Origin of the sequence: Klebsiella sp. H-Nf2 (assembly GCF_002806645.1) — a bacterium.
Taxonomy (GTDB): domain Bacteria; phylum Pseudomonadota; class Gammaproteobacteria; order Enterobacterales; family Enterobacteriaceae; genus Klebsiella; species Klebsiella variicola.
Genome location: NZ_PIBL01000005.1, coordinates 114,006 through 134,679 on the forward strand (window position 1 = coordinate 114,006; position 20,674 = coordinate 134,679).

21 protein-coding genes are annotated in these 20,674 nt (G+C 56.8%); 7 read left to right on the top strand and 14 right to left on the bottom strand.

Annotated elements, in window-relative coordinates; all coding sequences use genetic code 11:
* Nucleotides 1-34 precede the first annotated feature (34 nt).
* Entirely contained in the window at nt 35-565 is a 531-nt protein-coding gene (gene dsbB, locus CWM58_RS14470) for a disulfide bond formation protein DsbB (RefSeq protein ID WP_061154144.1), read from the top strand.
* Between the two features lie 145 nt (nt 566-710).
* Here dsbB and CWM58_RS14475 read toward each other — a convergent pair whose 3' ends face one another.
* The 3 genes from CWM58_RS14475 to CWM58_RS14485 all read right to left on the bottom strand — a co-directional run bounded on the left by CWM58_RS14475 (nt 711) and on the right by CWM58_RS14485 (nt 2,209).
* Nucleotides 711-1,157, bottom strand: a complete 447-nt coding sequence (locus CWM58_RS14475) for a YcgN family cysteine cluster protein (protein WP_061154143.1) — start codon at nt 1,155-1,157, stop codon at nt 711-713.
* A gap of 94 nt (nt 1,158-1,251) precedes the next feature.
* Entirely contained in the window at nt 1,252-1,911 is a 660-nt protein-coding gene (locus CWM58_RS14480; RefSeq protein WP_012967776.1) for a fumarylacetoacetate hydrolase family protein, read from the bottom strand.
* Between the two features lie 16 nt (nt 1,912-1,927).
* On the bottom strand, nt 1,928-2,209 hold the full coding sequence (locus CWM58_RS14485) for a YcgL domain-containing protein (RefSeq protein WP_004203320.1): 282 nt from the start codon (nt 2,207-2,209) through the stop codon (nt 1,928-1,930).
* 126 nt (nt 2,210-2,335) lie between these two features.
* Between CWM58_RS14485 and minC the strand changes: the two genes are divergently transcribed.
* From minC to minE, 3 genes are read left to right on the top strand one after another with little or no spacing between them, the layout of a single operon-like run.
* Nucleotides 2,336-3,037, top strand: coding sequence for a septum site-determining protein MinC (gene minC, locus CWM58_RS14490; protein WP_100681194.1), 702 nt, complete (start codon nt 2,336-2,338; stop codon nt 3,035-3,037).
* A 23-nt stretch (nt 3,038-3,060) separates the two neighbouring features.
* Nucleotides 3,061-3,873, top strand: coding sequence for a septum site-determining protein MinD (minD, locus tag CWM58_RS14495; protein ID WP_008804300.1), 813 nt, complete (start codon nt 3,061-3,063; stop codon nt 3,871-3,873).
* A 3-nt stretch (nt 3,874-3,876) separates the two neighbouring features.
* On the top strand, nt 3,877-4,146 hold the full coding sequence (gene minE, locus CWM58_RS14500; RefSeq protein ID WP_004103270.1) for a cell division topological specificity factor MinE: 270 nt from the start codon (nt 3,877-3,879) through the stop codon (nt 4,144-4,146).
* A 77-nt stretch (nt 4,147-4,223) separates the two neighbouring features.
* Here the strand turns inward: minE and rnd are convergent, their stop codons facing one another.
* From rnd to CWM58_RS14525, 5 genes are all read right to left on the bottom strand, one after another.
* A complete protein-coding gene (gene rnd / locus CWM58_RS14505; RefSeq protein WP_165785804.1) occupies nt 4,224-5,339 on the bottom strand; it encodes a ribonuclease D in 1,116 nt (371 codons plus the stop codon).
* Between the two features lie 81 nt (nt 5,340-5,420).
* Nucleotides 5,421-7,106, bottom strand: a complete 1,686-nt coding sequence (gene fadD, locus CWM58_RS14510; RefSeq protein ID WP_100681284.1) for a long-chain-fatty-acid--CoA ligase FadD — start codon at nt 7,104-7,106, stop codon at nt 5,421-5,423.
* Between the two features lie 205 nt (nt 7,107-7,311).
* A complete protein-coding gene (locus CWM58_RS14515; protein WP_008804297.1) occupies nt 7,312-7,893 on the bottom strand; it encodes a Slp family lipoprotein in 582 nt (193 codons plus the stop codon).
* A gap of 38 nt (nt 7,894-7,931) precedes the next feature.
* Nucleotides 7,932-8,627, bottom strand: a complete 696-nt coding sequence (gene tsaB / locus CWM58_RS14520) for a tRNA (adenosine(37)-N6)-threonylcarbamoyltransferase complex dimerization subunit type 1 TsaB (RefSeq protein WP_008804296.1) — start codon at nt 8,625-8,627, stop codon at nt 7,932-7,934.
* A 145-nt stretch (nt 8,628-8,772) separates the two neighbouring features.
* On the bottom strand, nt 8,773-10,683 hold the full coding sequence (locus CWM58_RS14525) for an ATP-dependent DNA helicase (RefSeq protein WP_100681196.1): 1,911 nt from the start codon (nt 10,681-10,683) through the stop codon (nt 8,773-8,775).
* Between the two features lie 131 nt (nt 10,684-10,814).
* Between CWM58_RS14525 and CWM58_RS14530 the strand changes: the two genes are divergently transcribed.
* Nucleotides 10,815-11,159 (top strand): RidA family protein, encoded by a 345-nt coding sequence (locus CWM58_RS14530; RefSeq protein ID WP_100681285.1) that lies wholly within the window; start codon nt 10,815-10,817, stop codon nt 11,157-11,159.
* A 117-nt stretch (nt 11,160-11,276) separates the two neighbouring features.
* On the opposite strand, the gene CWM58_RS14535 is transcribed toward CWM58_RS14530, so the two are convergent.
* From CWM58_RS14535 to CWM58_RS14555, 5 genes are read right to left on the bottom strand one after another with little or no spacing between them, the layout of a single operon-like run.
* A complete protein-coding gene (locus tag CWM58_RS14535; RefSeq protein ID WP_100681286.1) occupies nt 11,277-12,419 on the bottom strand; it encodes an alginate lyase family protein in 1,143 nt (380 codons plus the stop codon).
* Nucleotides 12,420-12,426: 7 nt separating this feature from the next.
* A complete protein-coding gene (locus CWM58_RS14540) occupies nt 12,427-13,521 on the bottom strand; it encodes an ABC transporter ATP-binding protein (RefSeq protein WP_100681197.1) in 1,095 nt (364 codons plus the stop codon).
* Between the two features lie 10 nt (nt 13,522-13,531).
* Nucleotides 13,532-14,371: a carbohydrate ABC transporter permease gene (locus tag CWM58_RS14545; RefSeq protein WP_061154137.1), complete on the bottom strand. Its 840-nt coding sequence runs from the start codon at nt 14,369-14,371 to the stop codon at nt 13,532-13,534.
* Nucleotides 14,372-14,380: 9 nt separating this feature from the next.
* On the bottom strand, nt 14,381-15,292 hold the full coding sequence (locus tag CWM58_RS14550; protein ID WP_413773490.1) for a carbohydrate ABC transporter permease: 912 nt from the start codon (nt 15,290-15,292) through the stop codon (nt 14,381-14,383).
* A 41-nt stretch (nt 15,293-15,333) separates the two neighbouring features.
* Complete coding sequence (locus CWM58_RS14555) at nt 15,334-16,623, bottom strand: ABC transporter substrate-binding protein (protein WP_100681198.1); 1,290 nt, start codon at nt 16,621-16,623, stop codon at nt 15,334-15,336.
* Between the two features lie 525 nt (nt 16,624-17,148).
* Here CWM58_RS14555 and CWM58_RS14560 point away from each other — a divergent pair.
* Together CWM58_RS14560 and CWM58_RS14565 are read left to right on the top strand one after the other, a co-directional pair.
* A complete protein-coding gene (locus tag CWM58_RS14560; protein WP_100681199.1) occupies nt 17,149-18,387 on the top strand; it encodes an alginate lyase family protein in 1,239 nt (412 codons plus the stop codon).
* Nucleotides 18,387-20,393 (top strand): heparinase II/III family protein, encoded by a 2,007-nt coding sequence (locus CWM58_RS14565; RefSeq protein WP_100681200.1) that lies wholly within the window; start codon nt 18,387-18,389, stop codon nt 20,391-20,393. The genes CWM58_RS14560 and CWM58_RS14565 overlap by 1 nt, the downstream gene beginning before the upstream one ends.
* A 30-nt stretch (nt 20,394-20,423) precedes the next feature.
* On the opposite strand, the gene CWM58_RS14570 is transcribed toward CWM58_RS14565, so the two are convergent.
* Nucleotides 20,424-20,621 carry a YoaH family protein gene (locus CWM58_RS14570; RefSeq protein ID WP_061154133.1) on the bottom strand — a complete coding sequence of 66 codons (198 nt, stop codon included), beginning with the start codon at nt 20,619-20,621 and terminating at the stop codon, nt 20,424-20,426.
* Nucleotides 20,622-20,674: the final 53 nt, after the last annotated feature.

Sequence of the window (20,674 nt, forward strand, 5' to 3'; positions counted from 1 at the left end):
CTGCCATGATTTAGCATCTTCCAGGGAAATGATTATGTTGCAATATTTAAACCAGTGCTCAAGGGGACGCGGTGCCTGGCTCCTGATGGCATTGACCGCTTTTATTCTCGAACTCGTTGCGCTGTGGTTCCAGCATGTGATGCTGCTGCAGCCGTGTGTGATGTGTATTTACGAACGCTGTGCCCTGCTCGGCATCATGGGCGCGGGGCTGGTGGGCGCCATCGCGCCTAAAACGCCGCTGCGCTATGTCGCGCTGCTGATCTGGCTATACAGCGCGATTCGCGGGCTGCAGCTGGCGTGGGAGCATACGATGATCCAGCTGCACCCTTCGCCGTTCCAGACCTGTGATTTCGCCGCCCGCTTCCCGACCTGGCTGCCGCTGGATAAATGGCTGCCGCAGATGTTTGTTGCCTCCGGCGACTGTTCGGTACGTCAGTGGCAATTTCTGTCGCTGGAGATGCCGCAATGGCTGGTCGGTATTTTTGCTGCCTATCTGGTGGTCGCCATCCTGGTGATCATTGCTCAGCCGGTCAAAATCAAAAAACGCGATCTGTTTGGCCGCTAAGTCGCTGTGTGTACAGCACAAGATGAAACGCCCTGCGGGGCGTTTTTTTATGCCAGCAGCCGGTCGCGGAATCATATCCTGCCAGTCTCAAGGCGCACATGATGTCACCTGGGCTGTTTCATGCGAAGAAAGCGTAATCTGGCGTTTACAGCGCCCTGTCAGGCAGATTGAGGATATGGTCCTGCCAGTCGACGACGGTAGACTCGGGCACCGCAATATGGCGAACGGAGATGCGTTCACCGTGCATTGCCGCTTTTGAACCGGTCAACAGCGGATGCCAGGCCGGCAGCGGTTTGCCCTCCGCCAGCAGGCGATAGGCGCAGGTCGGCGGCAGCCATTCGAAGGTTGGCAGGTTTTCGCGGGTAAGCTTGATGCAGTCCGGCTCGTACTCGAAGCGACGCTCGTAGTTACGGCACTGGCAGGTTTTGATATTGAGCTGACGGCAGGCAACGTTGGTGAAGTAGATTTCATCGGTGTCTTCATCCATCAGCTTGTGCAGGCAGCACTGGCCGCAACCGTCACACAGCGATTCCCACTCCGCGTCGGTCATTGCATCCAGTGTTTTTTGTTGCCAGAAAGGTTGTTCGCTCATCGGAGTGTCCGTCGTTGCCAGTTAAGGGTGCACCTTATAACCAGTCTGGCACGCCGATGCAAGTTTTGCCGCCCCAAAAGGCGGCAAGCAGCGCTTACAGCACGCGGGTGGTGAGCGACAGGCCGTTGAAACCCACTTCCAGCTCGTCACCACTGTGCAACGGCCCCACCCCTTCCGGGGTGCCGGTGAGGATCACATCCCCGGCTTTGAGGGTAAAGAAGCGCGACATGTAGGCGATCAGCGGCACAATCTTATGGATCATGTCGGCAGTGGTTCCCTGCTGGCGCACTTCGCCATTAATCTTCAGGCTTAACGGCGTATTCTGCGGGTCGCCGTGGAACTCAGCGGCCGGGATAAAGCCGGAGATCGGGCTGGCGTTATCGAAGCCTTTCGCCTTCTCCCACGGCTGCCCGGCCTTTTTCATCTTAGCCTGCAGGTCGCGCAGGGTGAGATCCAGCGCGACGCCATAGCCGGCGATCCCTTTCTGCACATGCTCTTCCGTCGCCTGACGCAGCGTACTGCCAATCAGCACCGCCAGCTCGACTTCGTGGTGCACAGAGCCCAGCCCTTCAGGAAGCACCAACGGCTGACGGAGATCGCACAGCGCGGTCTCAGGTTTAATAAACAGCACCGGCTCTTCCGGCGTCGCACTGCCCATTTCCTTGATGTGTTTCGCATAATTACTGCCGACGCAAACCACTTTGCTCACTGGATAATCCAGAAGCGCACCCTGCCAGTTATGATGTTGGTACATTATTTTCCCTCGTGGGTTAATCGGATTGTTTCCCCTGTTCCGCCAGGTGTTTCTTTAGTAGATTTTCAGATGGCGGGGGAAGTTGCAGGTAATAGCCCTGCTCGCTCAACGCCTGTTTCACTTTTTCCAGGTCGGCGTTAACCAGTTTTTTGCGCCCATCCAGCGGCAGCAGCATCGCCATTTGCGGCGTGCCGAAGCCGCGCATTAGCTCGTCAGGAACGCGTGAGAAATCGTCCTTTTTTTCGACATATAAATAGGTTTGTTCACGTTTAGTACTTCGATAGATCACACAAAACATAGTTTTACTCGGAATTAGACCCGTGGTCACTTGCCTCAATATATGAGTGACTATAACATGCCTTTTAGTCTTCGGAATATCACCGCACTTCTGCGGTTGATAAACAGCAAATTGAGTAAGGCCAGGATGTCAAATACGCCAATCGAACTTAAAGGCAGTAGCTTCACGTTATCTGTCGTTCATTTGCACGATGCAAATCCCGAGGTTATTCGTCAGGCGTTAGAAGACAAAATCGCCCAGGCTCCCGCCTTTTTACGCCATGCTCCGGTGGTGGTGAATATCGCCAGCGTTGAGGAGAAGGTCGAATGGCGCGCCATTAACGAGGCCATCGCCGCGACCGGTTTACGCATTATGGGCGTCAGCGGATGCAAAATCCCGCGCCTGAAAACCGAAATCGATCGCGCCGGGATCCCGTTATTAACCGAAGGGAAAGAGAAAGCCCCTCGTCCGGCACCGTCCGAACCCACCCCTCCGCCGCCGCCAGTTGCTAACCAGATCACAAAAACGCGTTTGATTGATCAGCCGGTACGTTCCGGTCAGCGCATTTATGCGCCACACTGTGATCTTATTGTTACAAATCATGTGAGTGCCGGTGCGGAACTTATCGCTGACGGCAATATCCATGTATATGGCATGATGCGAGGACGCGCGCTGGCAGGCGCCGGTGGCGACAGAGACGCCCAGATATTTTGTACCCACCTTGCGGCGGAGCTGGTCTCCATCGCCGGGGAATATTGGCTGAGCGATAACATCCCGGCCGAATTTTATGGCAAAGCGGCACGCCTGCGTTTAGGTGAAAGCGCTTTGACAGTTCAACCGTTGAATTAATCCCTTTTTAACAAGGAATTTCTATGGCACGCATTATTGTTGTGACTTCGGGTAAAGGGGGCGTTGGCAAGACCACCTCCAGCGCGGCCATCGCTACAGGTTTGGCCCAGAAGGGAAAGAAAACCGTCGTTATCGACTTCGACATCGGCCTGCGTAACCTCGATCTGATTATGGGCTGCGAACGTCGCGTCGTTTATGATTTCGTCAACGTCATCCAGGGCGATGCCACGTTGAACCAGGCGCTGATCAAAGATAAGCGCACGGAAAATCTCTACATTCTCCCGGCCTCTCAGACCCGGGATAAAGACGCCCTGACCCGCGAAGGCGTCGACAAAGTTCTCGAAGAACTGAAGAAAATGGACTTCGATTTCATTGTCTGTGATTCACCGGCAGGTATCGAAACCGGTGCGCTGATGGCCCTCTACTTTGCTGATGAAGCCATTATCACCACCAACCCGGAAGTCTCCTCCGTTCGCGACTCCGACCGTATCCTTGGCATTCTCGCGTCGAAATCCCGTCGTGCGGAAAATGGCGAAGAGCCGATCAAAGAGCACTTACTGCTGACCCGCTACAATCCAGGCCGCGTCAATAAAGGCGATATGCTGAGCATGGAAGACGTGCTGGAAATTCTGCGCATTAATCTGGTGGGCGTGATCCCGGAAGACCAGTCAGTTCTGCGCGCATCCAACCAGGGTGAGCCCGTGATTCTGGATGCCGCGTCGGACGCAGGCAAAGCCTATGCCGATACCGTTGAACGTCTGCTCGGAGAAGAACGCCCTTTCCGCTTCATTGAAGAAGAGAAGAAAGGATTCCTCAAACGCCTGTTCGGAGGATAAATTATGGCTTTACTCGACTTTTTTCTCTCGCGAAAAAAGAACACGGCTAATATTGCGAAAGAACGCCTGCAAATCATCGTCGCCGAGCGTCGCCGCGGCGACGCGGAACCGCACTACCTGCCGCAGTTGCGCAAAGATATTCTGGAAGTGATCTGTAAATACGTGCAGATCGACCCGGAGATGGTCAGCGTGCAGCTGGAGCAGCGGGATGGTGATATTTCGATTCTTGAGCTGAACGTGACCCTACCCGAAACGGAAGAGTCGAAACCCTGACCCTGTTGTTCCGCCCCGAAAAAAAACCGGCAACGCCCTGCGCTGCCGGTTTTTTATTGCCTGGAACTGGCCGTTCGTTAACGCGGATAGTCGTTTAACAGCGACTTCAGCCGCTCGGCCATCAGTTCGCCGCGCCAGCCGGAAATCAGCTCAGGCTCACCGGCTTGCGTTTTCAACTGCCAGTGCCAGTTCAGCAGCTGGTTGATCTGCCGACGCGAGGCCAGCAGTTCCGCGCTCACGCCCTTGTCGGCACTCACTTCCTGCACCAGCGCTTTAATATCTTTAAAGGCTTTGCGGTAACCCGGCATGTCAATGAGGTTCTGCAGCGGCGCCGACAGGGCCGATTCCGGCAGGGCCTGGGCTTTCTCGACCAGGCTAATCAACGTTTTGCCGTGGAAGCGAATTTCACTGCCGGACAACCCGAGGCTGTCGAGCTCGCCGAGGCTGGTGGGCATATAGCGCGCCACGCTCCACAGATGCTCTTCCCGCACCACAAAGTTCACCGCCAGGTCGCGCTCACGCGCTTTGCGCAGACGCCACTCTGCCAGCAGCTGCAGGCAGCCCAGCTGACGGGTACGCAGCTGCCAGGCGTTGCCGATGTCGCGCCAGGCCTCGGCCGGGTCGACCACCTCCTGACGGCGCTGCTGCATCAGACGACATTCGTCCAGCGCCGCCGATAGCCAGCCTGCGCGGTCGGTCTCCGCCATTAATTGGCTGGCGATCGGCAACAGGTACCAGACGTCAGCTGCGGCGTATTCACACTGACGCTCGGTCAGCGGGCGAGCCAGCCAGTCGGTGCGGGATTCACTTTTATCCAGCGCCACTCCGGAATACTCTTCCACCATGGAGGCAAAGCCCCAGGACATCGGGCGGCCGCAGAACGCCGCCAGGATCTGGGTGTCGATCAGCGGCTGCGGCATCAGGTTGAACGCATTGAGGAAGACTTCTAAATCCTCGCTACCGGCATGCAGATATTTAGTCACATCCTGGTTGAGCAGCAGCTCACGCATCGGCGCCCAGTCGCTAATCGTCAAGGGGTCGATCAGAGAGACCTGAGTGCCGTCGAACAGCTGCAGCAGGCCCAGCTGCGGATAGTAGGTGCGAGTGCGGACAAATTCCGTATCCAGAGCAACGGTGGAGGCCGCGCTTGCCGCTTCGCAGACAGCGCGCAGGCCATCGTCGGTGGTGATCATCTGATAGTTCAAAGCATACTCTCTTAACTTGCGCCCATAAAAAACGCCGGCGTAGCCGGCGTCAGGCGACTCATTCGTTACTTAGCCTTTATTGTCCACTTTAGCGCGCGCTTCGTCACGCAGTTCTCGCCGCAAAATTTTCCCGACGTTGGATTTCGGCAGTTCGTCACGGAATTCCACCAGCTTCGGCACTTTGTAGCCGGTGAGATGGCGGCGGCAGAACGTAATCAGCGCTTCTTCGGTTAACGCGGCATCTTTCTTGACCACGAAAATCTTCACCGCTTCACCGCTGCTGCCGGACGGCACGCCGATGGCCGCCACTTCGAGGACGCCGCTGTGCTGCATGACCACATCTTCGATTTCATTCGGATAGACGTTAAATCCCGACACCAGGATCATATCTTTTTTCCGGTCAACGATGCGCAGGAATCCCTCTTCATCCATCACCGCGATATCCCCGGTGTGCAACCAGCCGTCTTTGATAATCTCATCCGTCGCGTCAGGACGCTGCCAGTAGCCCAGCATCACCTGCGGCCCCTTGATACAGAGCTCGCCCGGCTGACCCGGCGCCACTTCGTTATCGTCGTCGTCCACCAGTTTGGCTTCAGTGGAAGGCACCGGCAGGCCAATACTGCCGCTGTGGTAGTCGATGTCGTGCGGGTTGACGCTGACCAGCGGCGAACATTCGGTCAGGCCGTAGCCCTCCAGCAGATATTGTCCGGTCAGTTTTACCCAGCGCTCGGCCACCGCCTGCTGCACCGGCATCCCACCGCCGGCGGACAGGTGCAGCGAGGAGAAATCAAGCTGCTGGAACTCTTTGTTGTTCAGCAAGGCGTTGAACAGGGTATTGACCCCGGTCATGGCGGTAAAGGGATATTTCGCCAGCTCCTTCACCAACCCGGGAATGTCGCGTGGGTTGGTGATCAGCAAATTTTGCCCGCCCAGTTCGATAAACAGCAGGCAGTTCATGGTCAGGGCGAAAATGTGATACAGCGGCAGCGCGGTCACCACGAACTCTTTGCCACGATGCAGCAGTGGGCCGTAGGTGGCATTGACCTGCTCGAGGTTAGCCAGCATGTTGCGGTGGGTCAGCATCGCCCCTTTGGCCACGCCGGTGGTGCCCCCGGTGTACTGCAGAAACGCCAGATCTTCTGCAACGATCTCCGGCTTCACGTACTGCATGCGGTAGCCATGCTGCAGCGCGCTGCGAAACGAGATGGCATCCGGCAGGTGATACTTCGGCACCAGGCGCTTGATGTACTTGACCACAAAGTTCACCAGCGTGCCTTTGGCGGTGGAGAGCTGGTCGCCCATTCGCGTCAGGATCACGTGCTTAACCTGAGTTTTCGCCACCACTTTTTCCAGGGTATGGGCAAAGTTGGAGACGATGACGATCGCCGCCGCGCCGCTGTCGTTGAGCTGATGCTCCAGTTCACGCGGGGTATACAAGGGGTTGACGTTGACCACGATCATCCCGGCGCGCAGGATGCCGAACAGGGCCACCGGATACTGCAGCAGGTTAGGCATCATCAAGGCCACGCGATCGCCCTTCTGTAATCCTAACCCCTCCTGAAGGTAAGCGGCGAAGGCGCGACTACGCTCTTCCAGCTTACGGTAGGTCATCACTTCACCCATATTGATAAACGCCGGTTGGTCGGCGTAGCGGGTGGTGCCATGTTCAAACAGTTCAACCAGGGATTGATAGCGGTCAGGGTTTATCTCCGCAGGAACATCTGCGGGATAACGGTTTAGCCAAACCTTTTTCACTGCATCACCTCTGAAATAGTTATTCGTCGTCATCACAGCCCCTGGCAAATACATTTTGTTAACATTATATTAACTCAGCGTACCAGTTTATTAATTAGGCAATGAGCAGGTTGCGAAGCGCGTCACTATTTTTTTTCTTATTCGACTGAAAACAAAGAAACAGCGGACCGGCCGCTGTTTCTTTGAACTAACATAAACAACAAAATCATTCAGTTACGACGTTTCTCACCTCAGCAGGGCCGGGGTTGTACCAGCCCCAGCCGCCATAGCCGTAACCCCAGGGGCGCGGACCCAGCATCCACGGATCGATGGGCTGCGGGGGCATCACCACCTGCTGCACCACGTTCCAGCGTTTGTAGCCGATGGCGTTCATCAGCATAAATTTATACGGCGTGCTGCCCACTTTGCCGTCGACCACCCCGGCAATCGGCCCGACCACGGTCACCAGCTGGCCGCGGTAGTCGACCGGATCGAGGAAGCCATTAACGTCGGCATAGATCCGCCCACGTGACGGTTCGCCGAGCACAGGCCGTGCGCCGCTGTCCAGCGGCACGGTGGCGATTTCCAGGCGGGTTTTACCCTGCTGGTTCTGCACATTGACCACTTTGCCGCCAAAGCGTGCTTCCTGGCCAACGTACAGCTGCGGCGCGTTCATCACCCGCACTAAATCCTGCTGCGGCGTAGGGCTGGTGCCTTTGATGGCATCCGGCACTGACACGCAGCCGCTTAGCGCAACGGCAACCGCCGCGGCTAACAGCCAGCGAACGCCCTGTTTTTGACCCGCCATGATGCGACTCCTTTTCTCAGTCTTCTTGTTACTGAGATTCACTCGCGGCCTGGAAGTTTCTTCCACGCCACCTCGTTTCGCAAATAAACCGGCTCCGCTTTCTCCACGGCCACGGTTTTCCCCGCCGCCAGCAGGTAACAGGCTAACGGCAGCATATCCTCCGCCGCCGGCAATTCAATTTCGCCGCTGCTTAAGGTCAGTCCGCTCGCTTTCGCCAGATCCGGCCACGCCTGCCAGCCGGTGCCGACGGTGGCCCATTCGCCGGAAAGCTGTGCCAGCCGTTCGGCTACCGCTTCCGGTTTGAGCACCGCTTCCGTCTCTTCGCCATGCCACACGCCCTGCTCGTCGCGCTGGTACTCGGCCCAGTAGACTTCGCCCATCCGCGCGTCAATAGCCGCCAGCACGCGGGTGGCGCCAGTTTTGCGCCAGGCGCCCTGCGCCATGGTGGCCAGCGTGGAAACGCCGATCATTGGCAGCTCAGCGCCCAGCGCCAGCCCCTGAGCGATACCGATGCCGATGCGCACGCCGGTAAAGCTACCCGGACCGCGGCCAAAGGCCAGCGCGTCCAGCTCGGTCAGCGTGGCGCCGCTCTCGGTGAGGACCTCCTGCACCAGCGGCAGGATACGTTGGGTATGTTCGCGGGGACAAATTTCGAAATGAGCACTAAGGGTGCCATCATTCCACAGCGCCGCGGAGCAGGCCTCTGTGGCGGTATCGATAGCCAAAATTCGCATGGGTGGTCACGCTCTCGTTACATAGTTCAGGCCTTCAGGCAGCCTGTTTTCCGGCAAACGGCCAACCCGCCGCCATGCCGCCCGAAGTCTATTGGGAACCGCTAATTAACAAAATGGCGCGCAGCTTAACACATTTTAGTGCGGATTACCTTGCCGGCGGCACGGCGAGGAAGCGCACCGCCCGGCGGATATCGCGGGTCCGCGGCGCAGGAGGCAAGCTGGCCAGGAACACCGCGCCGTAGGGGCGCATCACCAGCCGGTTGTCGCAGATCACCAGCACCCCGCGATCGTCGATATCGCGGATCAGGCGTCCCACCCCCTGTTTGAGGGTGATGACGGCTTCCGGCAACTGCACTTCATCGAACGGATCGCCGCCGCGCAGCCGGCAATCTTCCATGCGCGCTTTTAGCAGCGGGTCGTCCGGCGAAGTAAACGGCAGCTTATCGATGATCACCAGCGACAGCGCATCGCCGCGCACGTCGACCCCTTCCCAGAAGCTGCTGGTGGCCACCAGCAGGGCGTTGCCGGCGCTGACAAACTGCTGCAACAGCTGGCCTTTGCTGGTCTCCCCCTGCAGCAGCACCGGTAGCGTCATGGTGGCACGGAACTGCTCCGCCAGATCGCGCATCATGGCGTGCGAGGTACACAGCATGAAGCAGCGACCGTCGTTGGCCTCGATCAGCGGCTTGAGCATCGCCGCCAGGTGGCGCGCCGCGCCAGGCTGATTCGGCAGCGGCAGATTGCGCGGCACGCAAAGCAGCGCCTGATGTTGATAATCAAAGGGGCTTGGCAGCAGCAGGGACTGCGCCTCGTCGATCCCCAGCCGGGCGGTGAAGTGGTGCAGATCGTCGTTCACTGACAGCGTCGCTGAGGTAAAGATCCAGCTCCCCGACTTCTGCGTCATCACCTCTTTAAACTTCTCGGCCACGGTCAACGGCGTCAGGGCGAGAGTAAAGTGGCGCGAGGTGCACTCATACCAGTAGCTGTAGCCCGGCTGGTTAATCTCTTTCAGCCGCTTTAAGCGCCCGCGATAGAGGGTGGCGCGCTCAAAAGCGGCGTCGAGCAGCGCCGAACGGCCCAGCGAAAGTTTGGCGACGTCATAGCATAGCTCGAGCGCGTCATCGAGCAGCAGCAGCGCGCGCTGAATGTGGCTATCCGCCAGCAGTTCGCGCAGGTTGCCGCGATAGCCGGGATCCCCCAGTTGCAGGCGGAAATCCTGCGCGCTTTGCGCCAGGCGGTCGGCGCATTTTTGCAACTGCTGGGTGTCTTTCAGTTCGGTGCGGTAGGCAATGGTGATGTCTTTCGCCAGATCCAGCAGCTGGCGGCTGGAGAGCGACTGACCAAAGTACTGACTGGCGATATCCGGCAGCTGATGGGCTTCATCGAAGATCATCACTTCCGCCTCGGGGATCAGCTCGGCAAAGCCGCTCTCTTTGACCACCATATCGGCAAGAAAAAGATGATGGTTGACCACCACCACGTCGGCGTCCATCGCTTTTTTACGCGCCTTCACCACGAAGCAATCTTTATACAGTGGGCAGTCGCTCCCGAGACAGTTATCGTTGGTGCTGGTGACCAGCGGCCAGGCCTGGGAGTCTTCCGCCACGCTGGCGCAGGTGCTGATATCGCCATCCTGGGTTTGGTTCGACCAGGAGCGCAGGAGGATCACATCGCTGAGGGTTTGTACCGGCAGATCGCCGCCCGCCAGCGCCTGCTGCTCAAGACGTTCGAGGCACAGGTAGTTGGAGCGCCCTTTGAGCAGCGCCAGTTTGCCGGTGAATTTGAGCGCTTTGGCGACGGTGGGCAGATCGCGGCTGTAGAGCTGATCCTGCAGCGCTTTCGAGCCGGTGGAGATAATCACCTTTTTTTTCGCCCGCAGCGCAGGCGCCAGGTAAGCGTAGGTTTTACCGGTTCCGGTCCCCGCTTCCACCACCAGCGGACGGGAGGCCTCAATCGCTTCGCTAACGGCTATCGCCATCTGGCGCTGCGGCTCGCGCGGCTTAAATCCCGGTATGGCTTTGGCTAGCTGGCCGTCTGCTGCAAAATCGTCGATCACATTGCCCCCTGGTTATTTGGACAGTGATTATGTCAGGGAGGACGGCGTTTCGCCAGTCCGGGTAGTGACGCGAGCGGAACATTATGGCAGTCTTGCCGCTGCCGAATGGAATGCTCAAAGAGGAAAAAGACATGACAATTACGCGTATTGATGCCGAAGCCCGTTGGTCAGACGTGGTGATCCACAACCAGACCCTGTACTACACCGGCGTGCCGACAAATCTCGATGCCGACGCCTTCGAGCAGACCGCCAACACCCTGGCGCAGATTGACGCGGTGCTGGAAAAACAGGGCAGCGACAAGTCGCGTATTCTTGACGCCACCCTCTTCCTCGCCGACGGCGCAGACTTTGCGGCAATGAATCAGGCCTGGGATGCATGGGTCGTCGCCGGTCACGCGCCGGTACGCTGTACGGTACAGGCGAAACTGATGAACCCAAAATATAAGGTTGAGATTAAGATTATCGCCGCGGTGTAACTCGTTATACCGTGCCTCCCGAGATCGGCGAGACACGGTATCTGTAGGCCGGATAAGGCGGCACGCCGCCATCCGGCAACGTGCACCTAATGCCTGATGGCGCTGCGCTTATCAGGCCTACAAACCCGGACACCACATCAGTTGTTCCTTCAACTGCAGCGTCTCCTGCGGCAGGCATTTCAGCACATCGCGATAGCTGGCGGATTGTTTTGCATAACCACGGGCTGACTGCAGCAGCACCCGCAGCGCGCTATCCCACACTATCCCCTGCAGGTCACTGTACGGCCAGAGATCGGGTTCACGGATAAACGGCACCAGGTAATCTATCCCCTGCTTCACTCCTCGCCCGTCGCGGATGGTGTTCCAGCGATCGAATTCGACATGCTCGGCATAGCGATTCAGCAGCAGATGCGCCTCCAGATTAAACAGCGAGTAATGGAACGGAATGGTGCGCTCAAGCTCCATGGTCTGCTTGCCATCCTGGTCAATCTGCGCCGCCATTCGCTGGGTGATCCCCTGCGCAATGATCCGCGCCGCCAGCCCTTTATCGCCGTAGAATAGCGCGTTAACCGTCCGCTGGGCGTCGTACCAGGTGCCGTGGTTGTTGTGCCAGACATACTCTGAATGGCCGATTTCGCTGTAGTACATCCAGTGGTTAAAATCCCGGAACCACTGATGCAGGCCGATAATATCGTCGGTATCCAGCACGTTCGCCGGGCTAATCAAGCCGATGGTATCGACCACCATCCACATTAAGCGAGTGTCTATTAGCCCGGTGCCGCGACCGGAGACAATCCCCGGAATTGCCTGGCCATAGTTCAGATGCGGATTCATTCGCGTCTCTGAATCCAGGAACCAGCAGCGGATCTGCATGGCCGCCGCCTGGGCGTAGTGGCGCTGACCGGTGAAATACCACGCCAGCCCCAGAGTCAGACAGCGTTCGCACATGCGGATAATGCGCGAGGTGTCGGTATCGTTATTTTCACACTGCGGATTGATATGCCCGTCGCGGCGAATATACGGCAGCCCGTTGGGGCGCCGTGGGTTCGGCCACCAGTAGGTGCCCAGGCTGTAGTAATCGTGCGCGTCGCCGCTCGCCGGCCGCAGTTTTTTTTGCACAACGCTTTCCGGCGCTTCACGACGCAGAATATCGGCCTGCGAAACCAGCTTGCTCAGCGCCAGCTGCAGCGGCGAGAACGGCTGTTTTAATCCCGCACGCGCGTTTTCCAGACAGCTTTCGTCAAGGGTGTACAGCTTCATCGCCACGTCAGACGCCCTCCCGGCAGGCTATACGTTGACCGCTTTGCGCATCGAACAGATGCACGCCAGAAAGCTTCGGCTGCAGCCAGATGCTGTCGCCTTCTTTCACCGCCAGTCGCTGTTTAAATACCGAAGTAAACGCCCCGCCGCCGGTATCGCAGAACAACTGCATATCCGAACCGGTGTTCTCTACCGCTGTGACCTTCGCCGCCAGCGCATCATCGCGGGGCTCATGCACCACGTTGACCTGCTCAGGGCGAATGGCATACACCACCTGTTGACCATTGGTGACCGCTAACCCCGCAGGTAATGCCAGAAGCGAACCATCTTTCAGCCGCAGGCTGGTCGCATCTCCGTTCAATTCGACCTCACCGGGCAGCTGGTTAATCTCCGGCGAACCAATAAACCCGGCAACGAACAGATTCGCCGGCTGGTCGTACAGCTCCAGTGGGGTACCCGCCTGCTCGATGCGCCCATCGCGCAGGACCACAATCATCTGCCCCATGGTCATGGCTTCGATCTGATCGTGGGTGACGTATACCGAGGTGGTTTTCAGCCGGCGATGCAGTTCGCGGATCTCACCCCGCACCTGGGTACGCAGCTTAGCGTCGAGGTTTGACAGCGGTTCATCAAACAAAAACACCTGCGGTTTACGCACGATGGCACGTCCCATCGCCACGCGCTGCCGCTGGCCGCCGGAGAGATCCTTTGGTAAGCGCTCCAGCAGGGGATCCAGCCCCAGCAGTGCAGCGGCTTCATTCACCTTCTGGTTAATCTCCGCTTTCGGCAACTTAGCCATCTTTAGCGCAAAGCCCATATTTTCCCGCACCGTCATCTGCGGATAGAGGGCGTAGCTCTGGAACACCATGGCAATGTCGCGCAGCTTCGGCTCGACGTCGGTAACATTGCGTTCATTGATATGCACTTCCCCGCCGGAAATCTCCTCCAGGCCGGCAATCATGCGCAGCAGCGTCGACTTGCCGCAGCCGCTGGGCCCGACAAGCACGCAGAACTCGCCGTCCGGAATGGTCAGCGACACATCCTTTATCACGTGCGCATCACCATACGATTTACGTACGCTATTCAGTACAACAGATCCCATGGGTAACTCCTTATCCTTTGACCGCGCCGGACATAATCCCGCGATTGAAATGTTTTTGCAGACCGAGATAGACGATGATGCTGGGCAGCATCGCCAGCAGCGTAATGGCGATAAAAATGTTTGGCGTGATGCTCTCGTCGGTACGCAGCGTACCGAGGATCACCGGAATGGTGTTCAGACTGTCGTGGTTGACCACAATCAGCGGCAGCAGGTACTGGTCCCAAATCATAATGAAGCCGAAGGTGACTACCGTGCCAAGCGCCGGTTTCACCAGCGGCAGGATCACGTGAAAGAAAATCTGCCATTCGTTGGCGCCATCAATGCGCGCCGCCTCTTCCAGCTCTTTTGGGATCGCCGACATAAATTCCGTGAGCACAAAGATGGAAAACGCCCAGCCAACGACCGGCAGTATCATCCCGAGATAGCTGTTGTAGAGTGAGGCATCGATCAGCGGCAGCCGCCAGTTGATGATCATGTACAGCGGGATCGCAATCACCTCTTCCGGTAGCATCATGGTCGACAAAATCACCAGACTCACCAGCGCCACGCCGCGGAACTGCTTACGGGCCAGGGCATACGCCGCCAGCGCGCTGACCGACACCTGCAAAACGGTGCCGAAGAACACCACCAGGATGGAGTTCAACAGATACTGCCAGACACCGATATCCCGCCAGGCGAAGATGAAATTTTCAAACGAGAATTGATTCGGCCAGGCCAGCAGCTCACCCGGTTTCACCGGCGCACCGCTGAATGCCGTGGCGACGATGCCCCAGAACGGTCCGACAAAAACGATCAGCAGCAGCGCATAGATGCACCAGCGCCCTGCAGTATCCCAACGTTGACTTAACATCGCGGCTCCTTAGTAACGTGCAATACGTTTTTTCAGCGTCAGATGACAAATGGTTAAGAAAACCGTGAAGGCGAACAGCAGGAACGACACTGCCGACGCGTAGCCATAGTCAAACTGCTCAAACCCCAGTTTGTAGATGTGGGTCATGACCATTTCCGTCGCATTAGATGGCCCGCCGCCGGTGGTGGCATACACCTCGGCAAACACGCGGAAACCGCGGATAAAGGAGAGCATCAGCACCACCGAAAGCGCCGGGATCATGCCGGGCAGCGTGACGTAGCGCAGACGGTTCCACCAGTTAGCGCCGTCGACGTTCGCCGCATCGTATAAATCGCGGCTGATCCCCGCCAGACCGGCAATAAAGATCACCATGTTGTAAGGCACCGCTTTCCAGATGTGCAGCAGCATGATGACCCCCAGCGCCTGGTCGGAACTGGCAAGAAAGCCCTGATCGGCGACGCCAAACCAGCTGAGAATGTGGTTAACCACGCCGTTGGGCGTCGGGTTGAATAAAATACGCCACATTTCGGCGACGATCGCCGCGCTGGTGACGGCGGGTAAAAAGATGGCGGTGCGAATAAAACGCAGGTGGCGCGCCGGGCCTTCCAGCAGCATCGCGAGGAAGAACGCCAGGATAGCCGCAGCGAACATCGTGACTACCACATACAGCAGCGTATTCACCACCGCCGCGTGCAGCTCGACGTCGGCAAAAGCACGGGTAAAGTTATCGAGTCCTACCCACTCGTTCGGCTGATTAAAGTTGACCTTGTAAAAGCTCATCACCAGACCCTGAATCATCGGGATGAACTTAAACCAGCTAAAAATAATGAGCGCAGGCGCTAAAAACAGCCACGGGATCAGCGCCCGCTTACGCTTTGCGCTCAGCCATCCGATCGAGTCAGGCGACGCGGCCTGCTTCATCGGCGAGGACTTCGTCTCATGCAGCGTCATCGCGGTTGTCCTCAGTTAGCCAGCACATTTTGTTTTTTCAGCTCAGCGTTCACCTTGCCGTCGATACTCTCCAGCTCGCCGGCGATCGGGCTGTTGCAGTCGGCAAAAATACGGTTAAAGCCCTCGGCGGCCACCTGACGCACCGGCGTCCAGTTGGGTATTTGCGGCACATAGCGTCCCTGTTGATTGTAAAGCCTAGCGAAAGTCTCCCAGCGGGCGTCCTGATAGACGGCTTTGACGTCGACGTTCTTATTCACCGGCAGGCGCACCACCGGAATATGCTGGCTACCTTTACCCATGCCGATTTCCTGACCTTCCGCCGAGATCATAAATTCGATAAATTTACGCGCGGCGTCTTTTTGTTTGCTGCTCTTCATCATAAAGACCGTGGTGCCCTCCGCGAGCGTGGCCTCGCCTGTTGGCCCTGCTACCGGAACCACTTCAAAATTGTCTTTACCCGGGTCTTTATCAAACAGCGCGATATGGTACGGGCCGCTAAAGAACATGCCGCTTTGCCCGGAGCGGAAAGACGGGATGACGTCGGCGGTGGTGGCGTTAATCGCCCCCGGCTGGGTGACTTTTTCGCACATCATGGTGCGTATAAAGGTCATCGCCTGAACCACTTCTGGCGTATTGAGTGAGGCGCGGAATTTGCCGCCCTCTTCTTTGACGAAATCCCCTCCCGCCTGCCAGATAAAGCTGCTCATAAACCAGCTGGCGTAGCCGCGCGTCGTGGAGGCGGGGACGATAAAGCCGTAGGTATCGTTTTTGCCGTTACCGTCAGGATCCTCGGTGGTAAAGGCTTTCGCCAGGGTCTGAATATCTTCCCAGCTTTTAGGCTGCGGCAGCCCCAGCTTTTCCCGCCAGTCTTTGCGTACAAACAGGGCGAACGTTTGGGCGGAGGTCGGCACACCGTAGTACTTACCGTCGATATAGCGGGTACTCTTCCAGGCGGTAGGGAAGAGCTGGTCGCCGCCGGCGATCGACTGCGGATCTATTTCCTCAGCAATACCCAACTGGATAAACTGCCCCAGCGAAGCCGCGTCGTTAAAAATCAGATCGGGCAAAGCGTTACCCGCCGTGGCGCGCGCCAGGCGCTGTTCAAAGTCAGTAGTGGCGTTGAAATACTCAATTTTGATACCGGTTTTTGCTTCAAATTTCTCCGCCTCTTGCTTGTATATATTTTTCGAGTCGTTGCTGGCGCGGATCCAGACGTTGAGAGTCGTGGCGGCATAGCTTTGGCTCACGCCGAGTCCAAGCGCGGTGAGTAGTAATAATGAGCGGAATTTATTCGCAGACATGATTGCATATCCTTTATTGTTGGACACAAAGGTAATTAAATTCTCAATTAATACGCAGGAATTAATTTGAATATCGCTCAGGCGTTAAAACAGCTGACGCAAGAAATATTTCCATTCATTAGATAGAAACACACCCATCAATACAACCACAGTAAAAAGAAATTGCGTTTCAAAAACAAAAAAGTTGAATCAGATCACATAGAAAAGTGACATTGAAAGTTACATACAAAAAATATATATTAAAATCAATTAATTATAAATTTACCATTTTTGTTAAAATAATCAAAAAATATAGAAAAACGCTAAATTTCGTGATACACATAACATTAAAAAGGTCATTATCCATCGATAGCGATAAATTTGATGAGCGTCACACAAAAAATAACTTTGTCTTTTACACTGCTCGCCACTGTATATTCAAATATATTGTTTTTAATTAAACCGCCTGTTTTATGTGTTATTTAAATACGCGACAGGCTTAAATCCGTTGTTATCTTTTCTCACACTTGCAGAAGGGTTATCACCATGAACGCAATACCTCGCCGAGGTTGGTTATGCGTTGCGCTATTTTGTTCCAGCGTTAGCGCTTCTCTGCATGCCGCCGAGCCGTACACGCTGGACGAAAAGGATTTAGCCTTTAGCCGCCAGCAGATTGCCGCCAAAGATCCGTTGTTTGTTCTGGCGCAGGCGGCCTTGCTAAAAAAAGCCGATCTGGCGCTCACGCATCCGCTGCGCTCAGTGATGGACAAAACGCTGGTCGCTGCCAGCGGCAACAAACACGACTACTATAGTTTCCCCCCTTACTGGTGGCCGAATCCCGATACCAAAGACGGGCTGCCGTATATCCGCAAAGATGGGCAAACCAACCCGGACGCCAATAGCGATGCCACCGATAAAAACCGCCTGGTGAAGATGAGTCAGGATGTATCAACCCTGGCGCTGGCGTGGTACTTCTCCCACGACGATCGCTACGCGCAAAAAGCGGCAGCCCAGTTGAAGGCCTGGTTTCTCGACCCACAGACGCGTATGAACCCCAATCTGCAATACGCCCAGGCCATTCCCGGCATTAACAACGGGCGCGGTATCGGCATTATTGATAGCCGGGCGCTGGTTGAGGTGGTGGACGCTATCGCCCTGCTGCAATCCTCTGCGGCGCTTAGCGAGAAGGACGTGAGTGCGTTGAAGCAGTGGTTTGGCGAGTATTATCACTGGATGACCACCAGCCAGAACGGTTTCGAAGAAGATAACTGGCACAACAACCACGGCAGCTATTTTGACATGCAGGCCGTCACCTTCGCCCTGTTTAGCGGAAAAACCGACGAGGCAAAACAGCGCCTGTATCTCACCCAACTACGGCGCATTGCCGGTCAATTTGATATCGAAGGCCGTCAGATGGCCGAGCTGGAGCGTACGCGGCCCTGGCACTACAGTAATTTCAACCTTGAAGCCTACAACCGCCTCGGGCGACTGGGCGAGAAAGCGGGCGTCGATATCTGGAACTTCACCCTTGATGACCATAGTCTGCGCAAAGGCTATCAGTACATCGCCGGATTTATTAACAGCGATACCCCATGGCCATGGAAAGACATTGATAACATGGATGACCAAAAAGCGCTGCGCAATATCGCCACTGCCGCCCACGCCTGGCCGGAAGATCCGCTGTTTCGCAACAAAGCGCAGTGGCTGCGGGCGAAATATCCCGACGATATCACCACCCTTATTGCCCCGCTTTTACCATCCTCAGAGGTCAGGGATAACCGCTAATGAAACAATTTACTGGGCTCTGGCCCGACATTGTCGAACGTGCCGCCGCCCATAGCGGGCTGCTCGAACGGCTCGTGAAGGATGCACAGCCGGTACTTCATGCCGCATTACGCATTCCGCAGACCGGGATTGCCAGCTGGAATCTTTACTACTTTTGCCCGCACCACGGCGTACGATTAACGTGGCGAGCGGACATGCCCCACCAGCATGCCTGCCCGGTCGATGGCGAGATTTTTCGCGGCGAACCGTGGGACGGCGCGTGGTGGCGCGAAATGAACGGACGTAATGCCAGCGCATGCCAGCGGCTCGGCCTGTTATGGCAGTTAACCGGTGAGAGAGCCTGGCGCGATAAAGTACGCGCCATATTGATGGGCTATGCGGATGTCTATCCGGGCTATGAAGTCCACGGCGATATTCCCAACAACGGGCCGGGCAAAATGAACGCCCAGACCCTGTGCGAAGCCAACTGCATTTTGGACATGGCGTTGGGTTATGACTTTATTGGCGACAGCCTGACGCCTGGTGAACAGCAGCATATCAGGGAAAATCTGTTGCGCTGTGCGGCCACGTTTTTGCGGCAACATCGCACGCCGCAGATCCATAACCACGAAGTCAAAATCAATGCGGCGCTGGCTGTACTTGGCTTCATCCTCGAAGATGAGGATCTACTGGAGTTTGCCGTTTTTCAGCCGTACGGCTTGCGCTGGCAGCTGGAAAATGGCCTGCTGGCAGAGGGGCTATGGTTTGAGGGTTCGATTCACTACCACTACTACGCGCTGCAGGGCTTTTTCGCCTTTGAGAAGCTGGCGCGCGGCACCCGCTGGAGCCTGCTGGATGGCCCCTGGTATCAGCCGATGCTGAAATTCCCGCTGTCGCTGCTGCTGCCGGATGGCACATTCCCGCGGCTGAATGACTGTCTTGCCGGGCAGGAAAAGCTGCAGCACCGGGATCTGTACGAGTTCGCCTGGTTTATCTGGCGCGATCCGCTGTATGCCGCCGTGCTGCAATTCACCGAAACGGAGCCTGACGAGGGTGAGACGTTGCTGTGGCGCCATCATCCGCTGCCTGAGTCACCGCTGACGCCGATCCCCCAGCAATCCTTTTTTGCACCTGGCGCGGGGTTGACCCTGTGGCGACGTCCGAAGCAACAGCTGGCGGTGCTGATTAAACACAGTCCCTGGGGAGGGGAACACGACCACTACGACAGACAAAGCCTGATGCTATGGCAGCGCGACGGCTGGCTGTTGCCGGATCCTGGCACCACCGGCTACGGGGCGGAAATGCATTATGACTATTATAAAAACAGCGCCACGCATAATACGCTGTCAGTTAACCAGAGCAATCAACCCCCTGCCATCCCGACGCTACTGGGCTGGCATATAGCTGACGACGTTTACTGGCTGGATTGTGAGACCGACTGGGGTAAACCGCCGCCAGCGCTCGACAGTCATAGTCGAGTCGAATGGGACCGGGAGTCCTGGCGTGACGTACGCTTTCGCCGCCGCCTGCTGTGGCTTGAAGACGTTCTCATCGATCTCTCAACGGTGGAAAACCCCCATCGCCAGCAGCTCGACTGGACGCTGCATCTGGCTGCCAGGGCGCTGGATCAGAACGGCACACCGCAGCCTTTTTCGCTCAGCGGACCGCTTCGGCATATGAAGAAGGCAACGATGACGCCACTGAATGGCTGTCAGCCACGCCACTTTGTGCGGGACGGGAGCACCATCGCGCTGTGGCTGGCGGGCGACGGCGAGCTATGGCAAGGGCTGGCGCCTGATAACCCGGCGATAACCGACCTTAGCTATCTGGTTATCCGCAATCATCTTCCACAGGCGCGTTTTGTCGGTGTGTGGGATCTGGCCAACGGCTCCCCGCTCACCGAAGCGCATGTGGATCCCACGCCAAAGGGAACCCGAGTGACCTTCTGGCGCAGTCATCACATGACGCAGGTAACGCTCTATGACGAACCCGGACGAGTCCCTGATGTGATCCTGTCGAGGAGGTAAGGTTTCGGACCTGAGCAAGACGAAACTGAATTACTCGTCTTCATCCTGATCGTCGTCTTCATCTTCAAAGCGCGCTACGATCCGCTCGCCGGTATGATTAGCGCGCAGCTCTTCCGCCACCAGGGCAATCGCCTGGCCGCTGCTCATCCCCTGGGCCATCAGTTCATGGATACGTTCGACCGCTTTTTGCTGTTGCTCGTGGCTCAGCGAAGGTAAACCTGCAAACATCTTTTACTCCTGCTACATTGTGGGGCGTAATTATTTCACGCCGTCCCCGCCTA

Excerpts from the sequence above, each read along its gene's own strand:
- CWM58_RS14545 (WP_061154137.1), bottom strand. The coding sequence starts at position 14,371 with ATGTTAAGTCAACGTTGGGATACTGCAGGGCGCTGGTGCATCTATGCG.
- CWM58_RS14535 (WP_100681286.1), bottom strand. The coding sequence starts at position 12,419 with ATGAAGCTGTACACCCTTGACGAAAGCTGTCTGGAAAACGCGCGTGCG.
- CWM58_RS14550 (WP_413773490.1), bottom strand. The coding sequence starts at position 15,292 with ATGAAGCAGGCCGCGTCGCCTGACTCGATCGGATGGCTGAGCGCAAAG.
- minD (WP_008804300.1), top strand. The coding sequence starts at position 3,061 with ATGGCACGCATTATTGTTGTGACTTCGGGTAAAGGGGGCGTTGGCAAG.
- CWM58_RS14515 (WP_008804297.1), bottom strand. The coding sequence starts at position 7,893 with ATGGCGGGTCAAAAACAGGGCGTTCGCTGGCTGTTAGCCGCGGCGGTT.
- minE (WP_004103270.1), top strand. The coding sequence starts at position 3,877 with ATGGCTTTACTCGACTTTTTTCTCTCGCGAAAAAAGAACACGGCTAAT.
- minC (WP_100681194.1), top strand. The coding sequence starts at position 2,336 with ATGTCAAATACGCCAATCGAACTTAAAGGCAGTAGCTTCACGTTATCT.
- CWM58_RS14555 (WP_100681198.1), bottom strand. The coding sequence starts at position 16,623 with ATGTCTGCGAATAAATTCCGCTCATTATTACTACTCACCGCGCTTGGA.
- CWM58_RS14475 (WP_061154143.1), bottom strand. The coding sequence starts at position 1,157 with ATGAGCGAACAACCTTTCTGGCAACAAAAAACACTGGATGCAATGACC.
- CWM58_RS14565 (WP_100681200.1), top strand. The coding sequence starts at position 18,387 with ATGAAACAATTTACTGGGCTCTGGCCCGACATTGTCGAACGTGCCGCC.
- CWM58_RS14560 (WP_100681199.1), top strand. The coding sequence starts at position 17,149 with ATGAACGCAATACCTCGCCGAGGTTGGTTATGCGTTGCGCTATTTTGT.
- CWM58_RS14540 (WP_100681197.1), bottom strand. The coding sequence starts at position 13,521 with ATGGGATCTGTTGTACTGAATAGCGTACGTAAATCGTATGGTGATGCG.
- dsbB (WP_061154144.1), top strand. The coding sequence starts at position 35 with ATGTTGCAATATTTAAACCAGTGCTCAAGGGGACGCGGTGCCTGGCTC.
- rnd (WP_165785804.1), bottom strand. The coding sequence starts at position 5,339 with ATGATCACCACCGACGATGGCCTGCGCGCTGTCTGCGAAGCGGCAAGC.
- CWM58_RS14570 (WP_061154133.1), bottom strand. The coding sequence starts at position 20,621 with ATGTTTGCAGGTTTACCTTCGCTGAGCCACGAGCAACAGCAAAAAGCG.
- tsaB (WP_008804296.1), bottom strand. The coding sequence starts at position 8,627 with ATGCGAATTTTGGCTATCGATACCGCCACAGAGGCCTGCTCCGCGGCG.
- CWM58_RS14485 (WP_004203320.1), bottom strand. The coding sequence starts at position 2,209 with ATGTTTTGTGTGATCTATCGAAGTACTAAACGTGAACAAACCTATTTA.
- CWM58_RS14480 (WP_012967776.1), bottom strand. The coding sequence starts at position 1,911 with ATGTACCAACATCATAACTGGCAGGGTGCGCTTCTGGATTATCCAGTG.
- CWM58_RS14530 (WP_100681285.1), top strand. The coding sequence starts at position 10,815 with ATGACAATTACGCGTATTGATGCCGAAGCCCGTTGGTCAGACGTGGTG.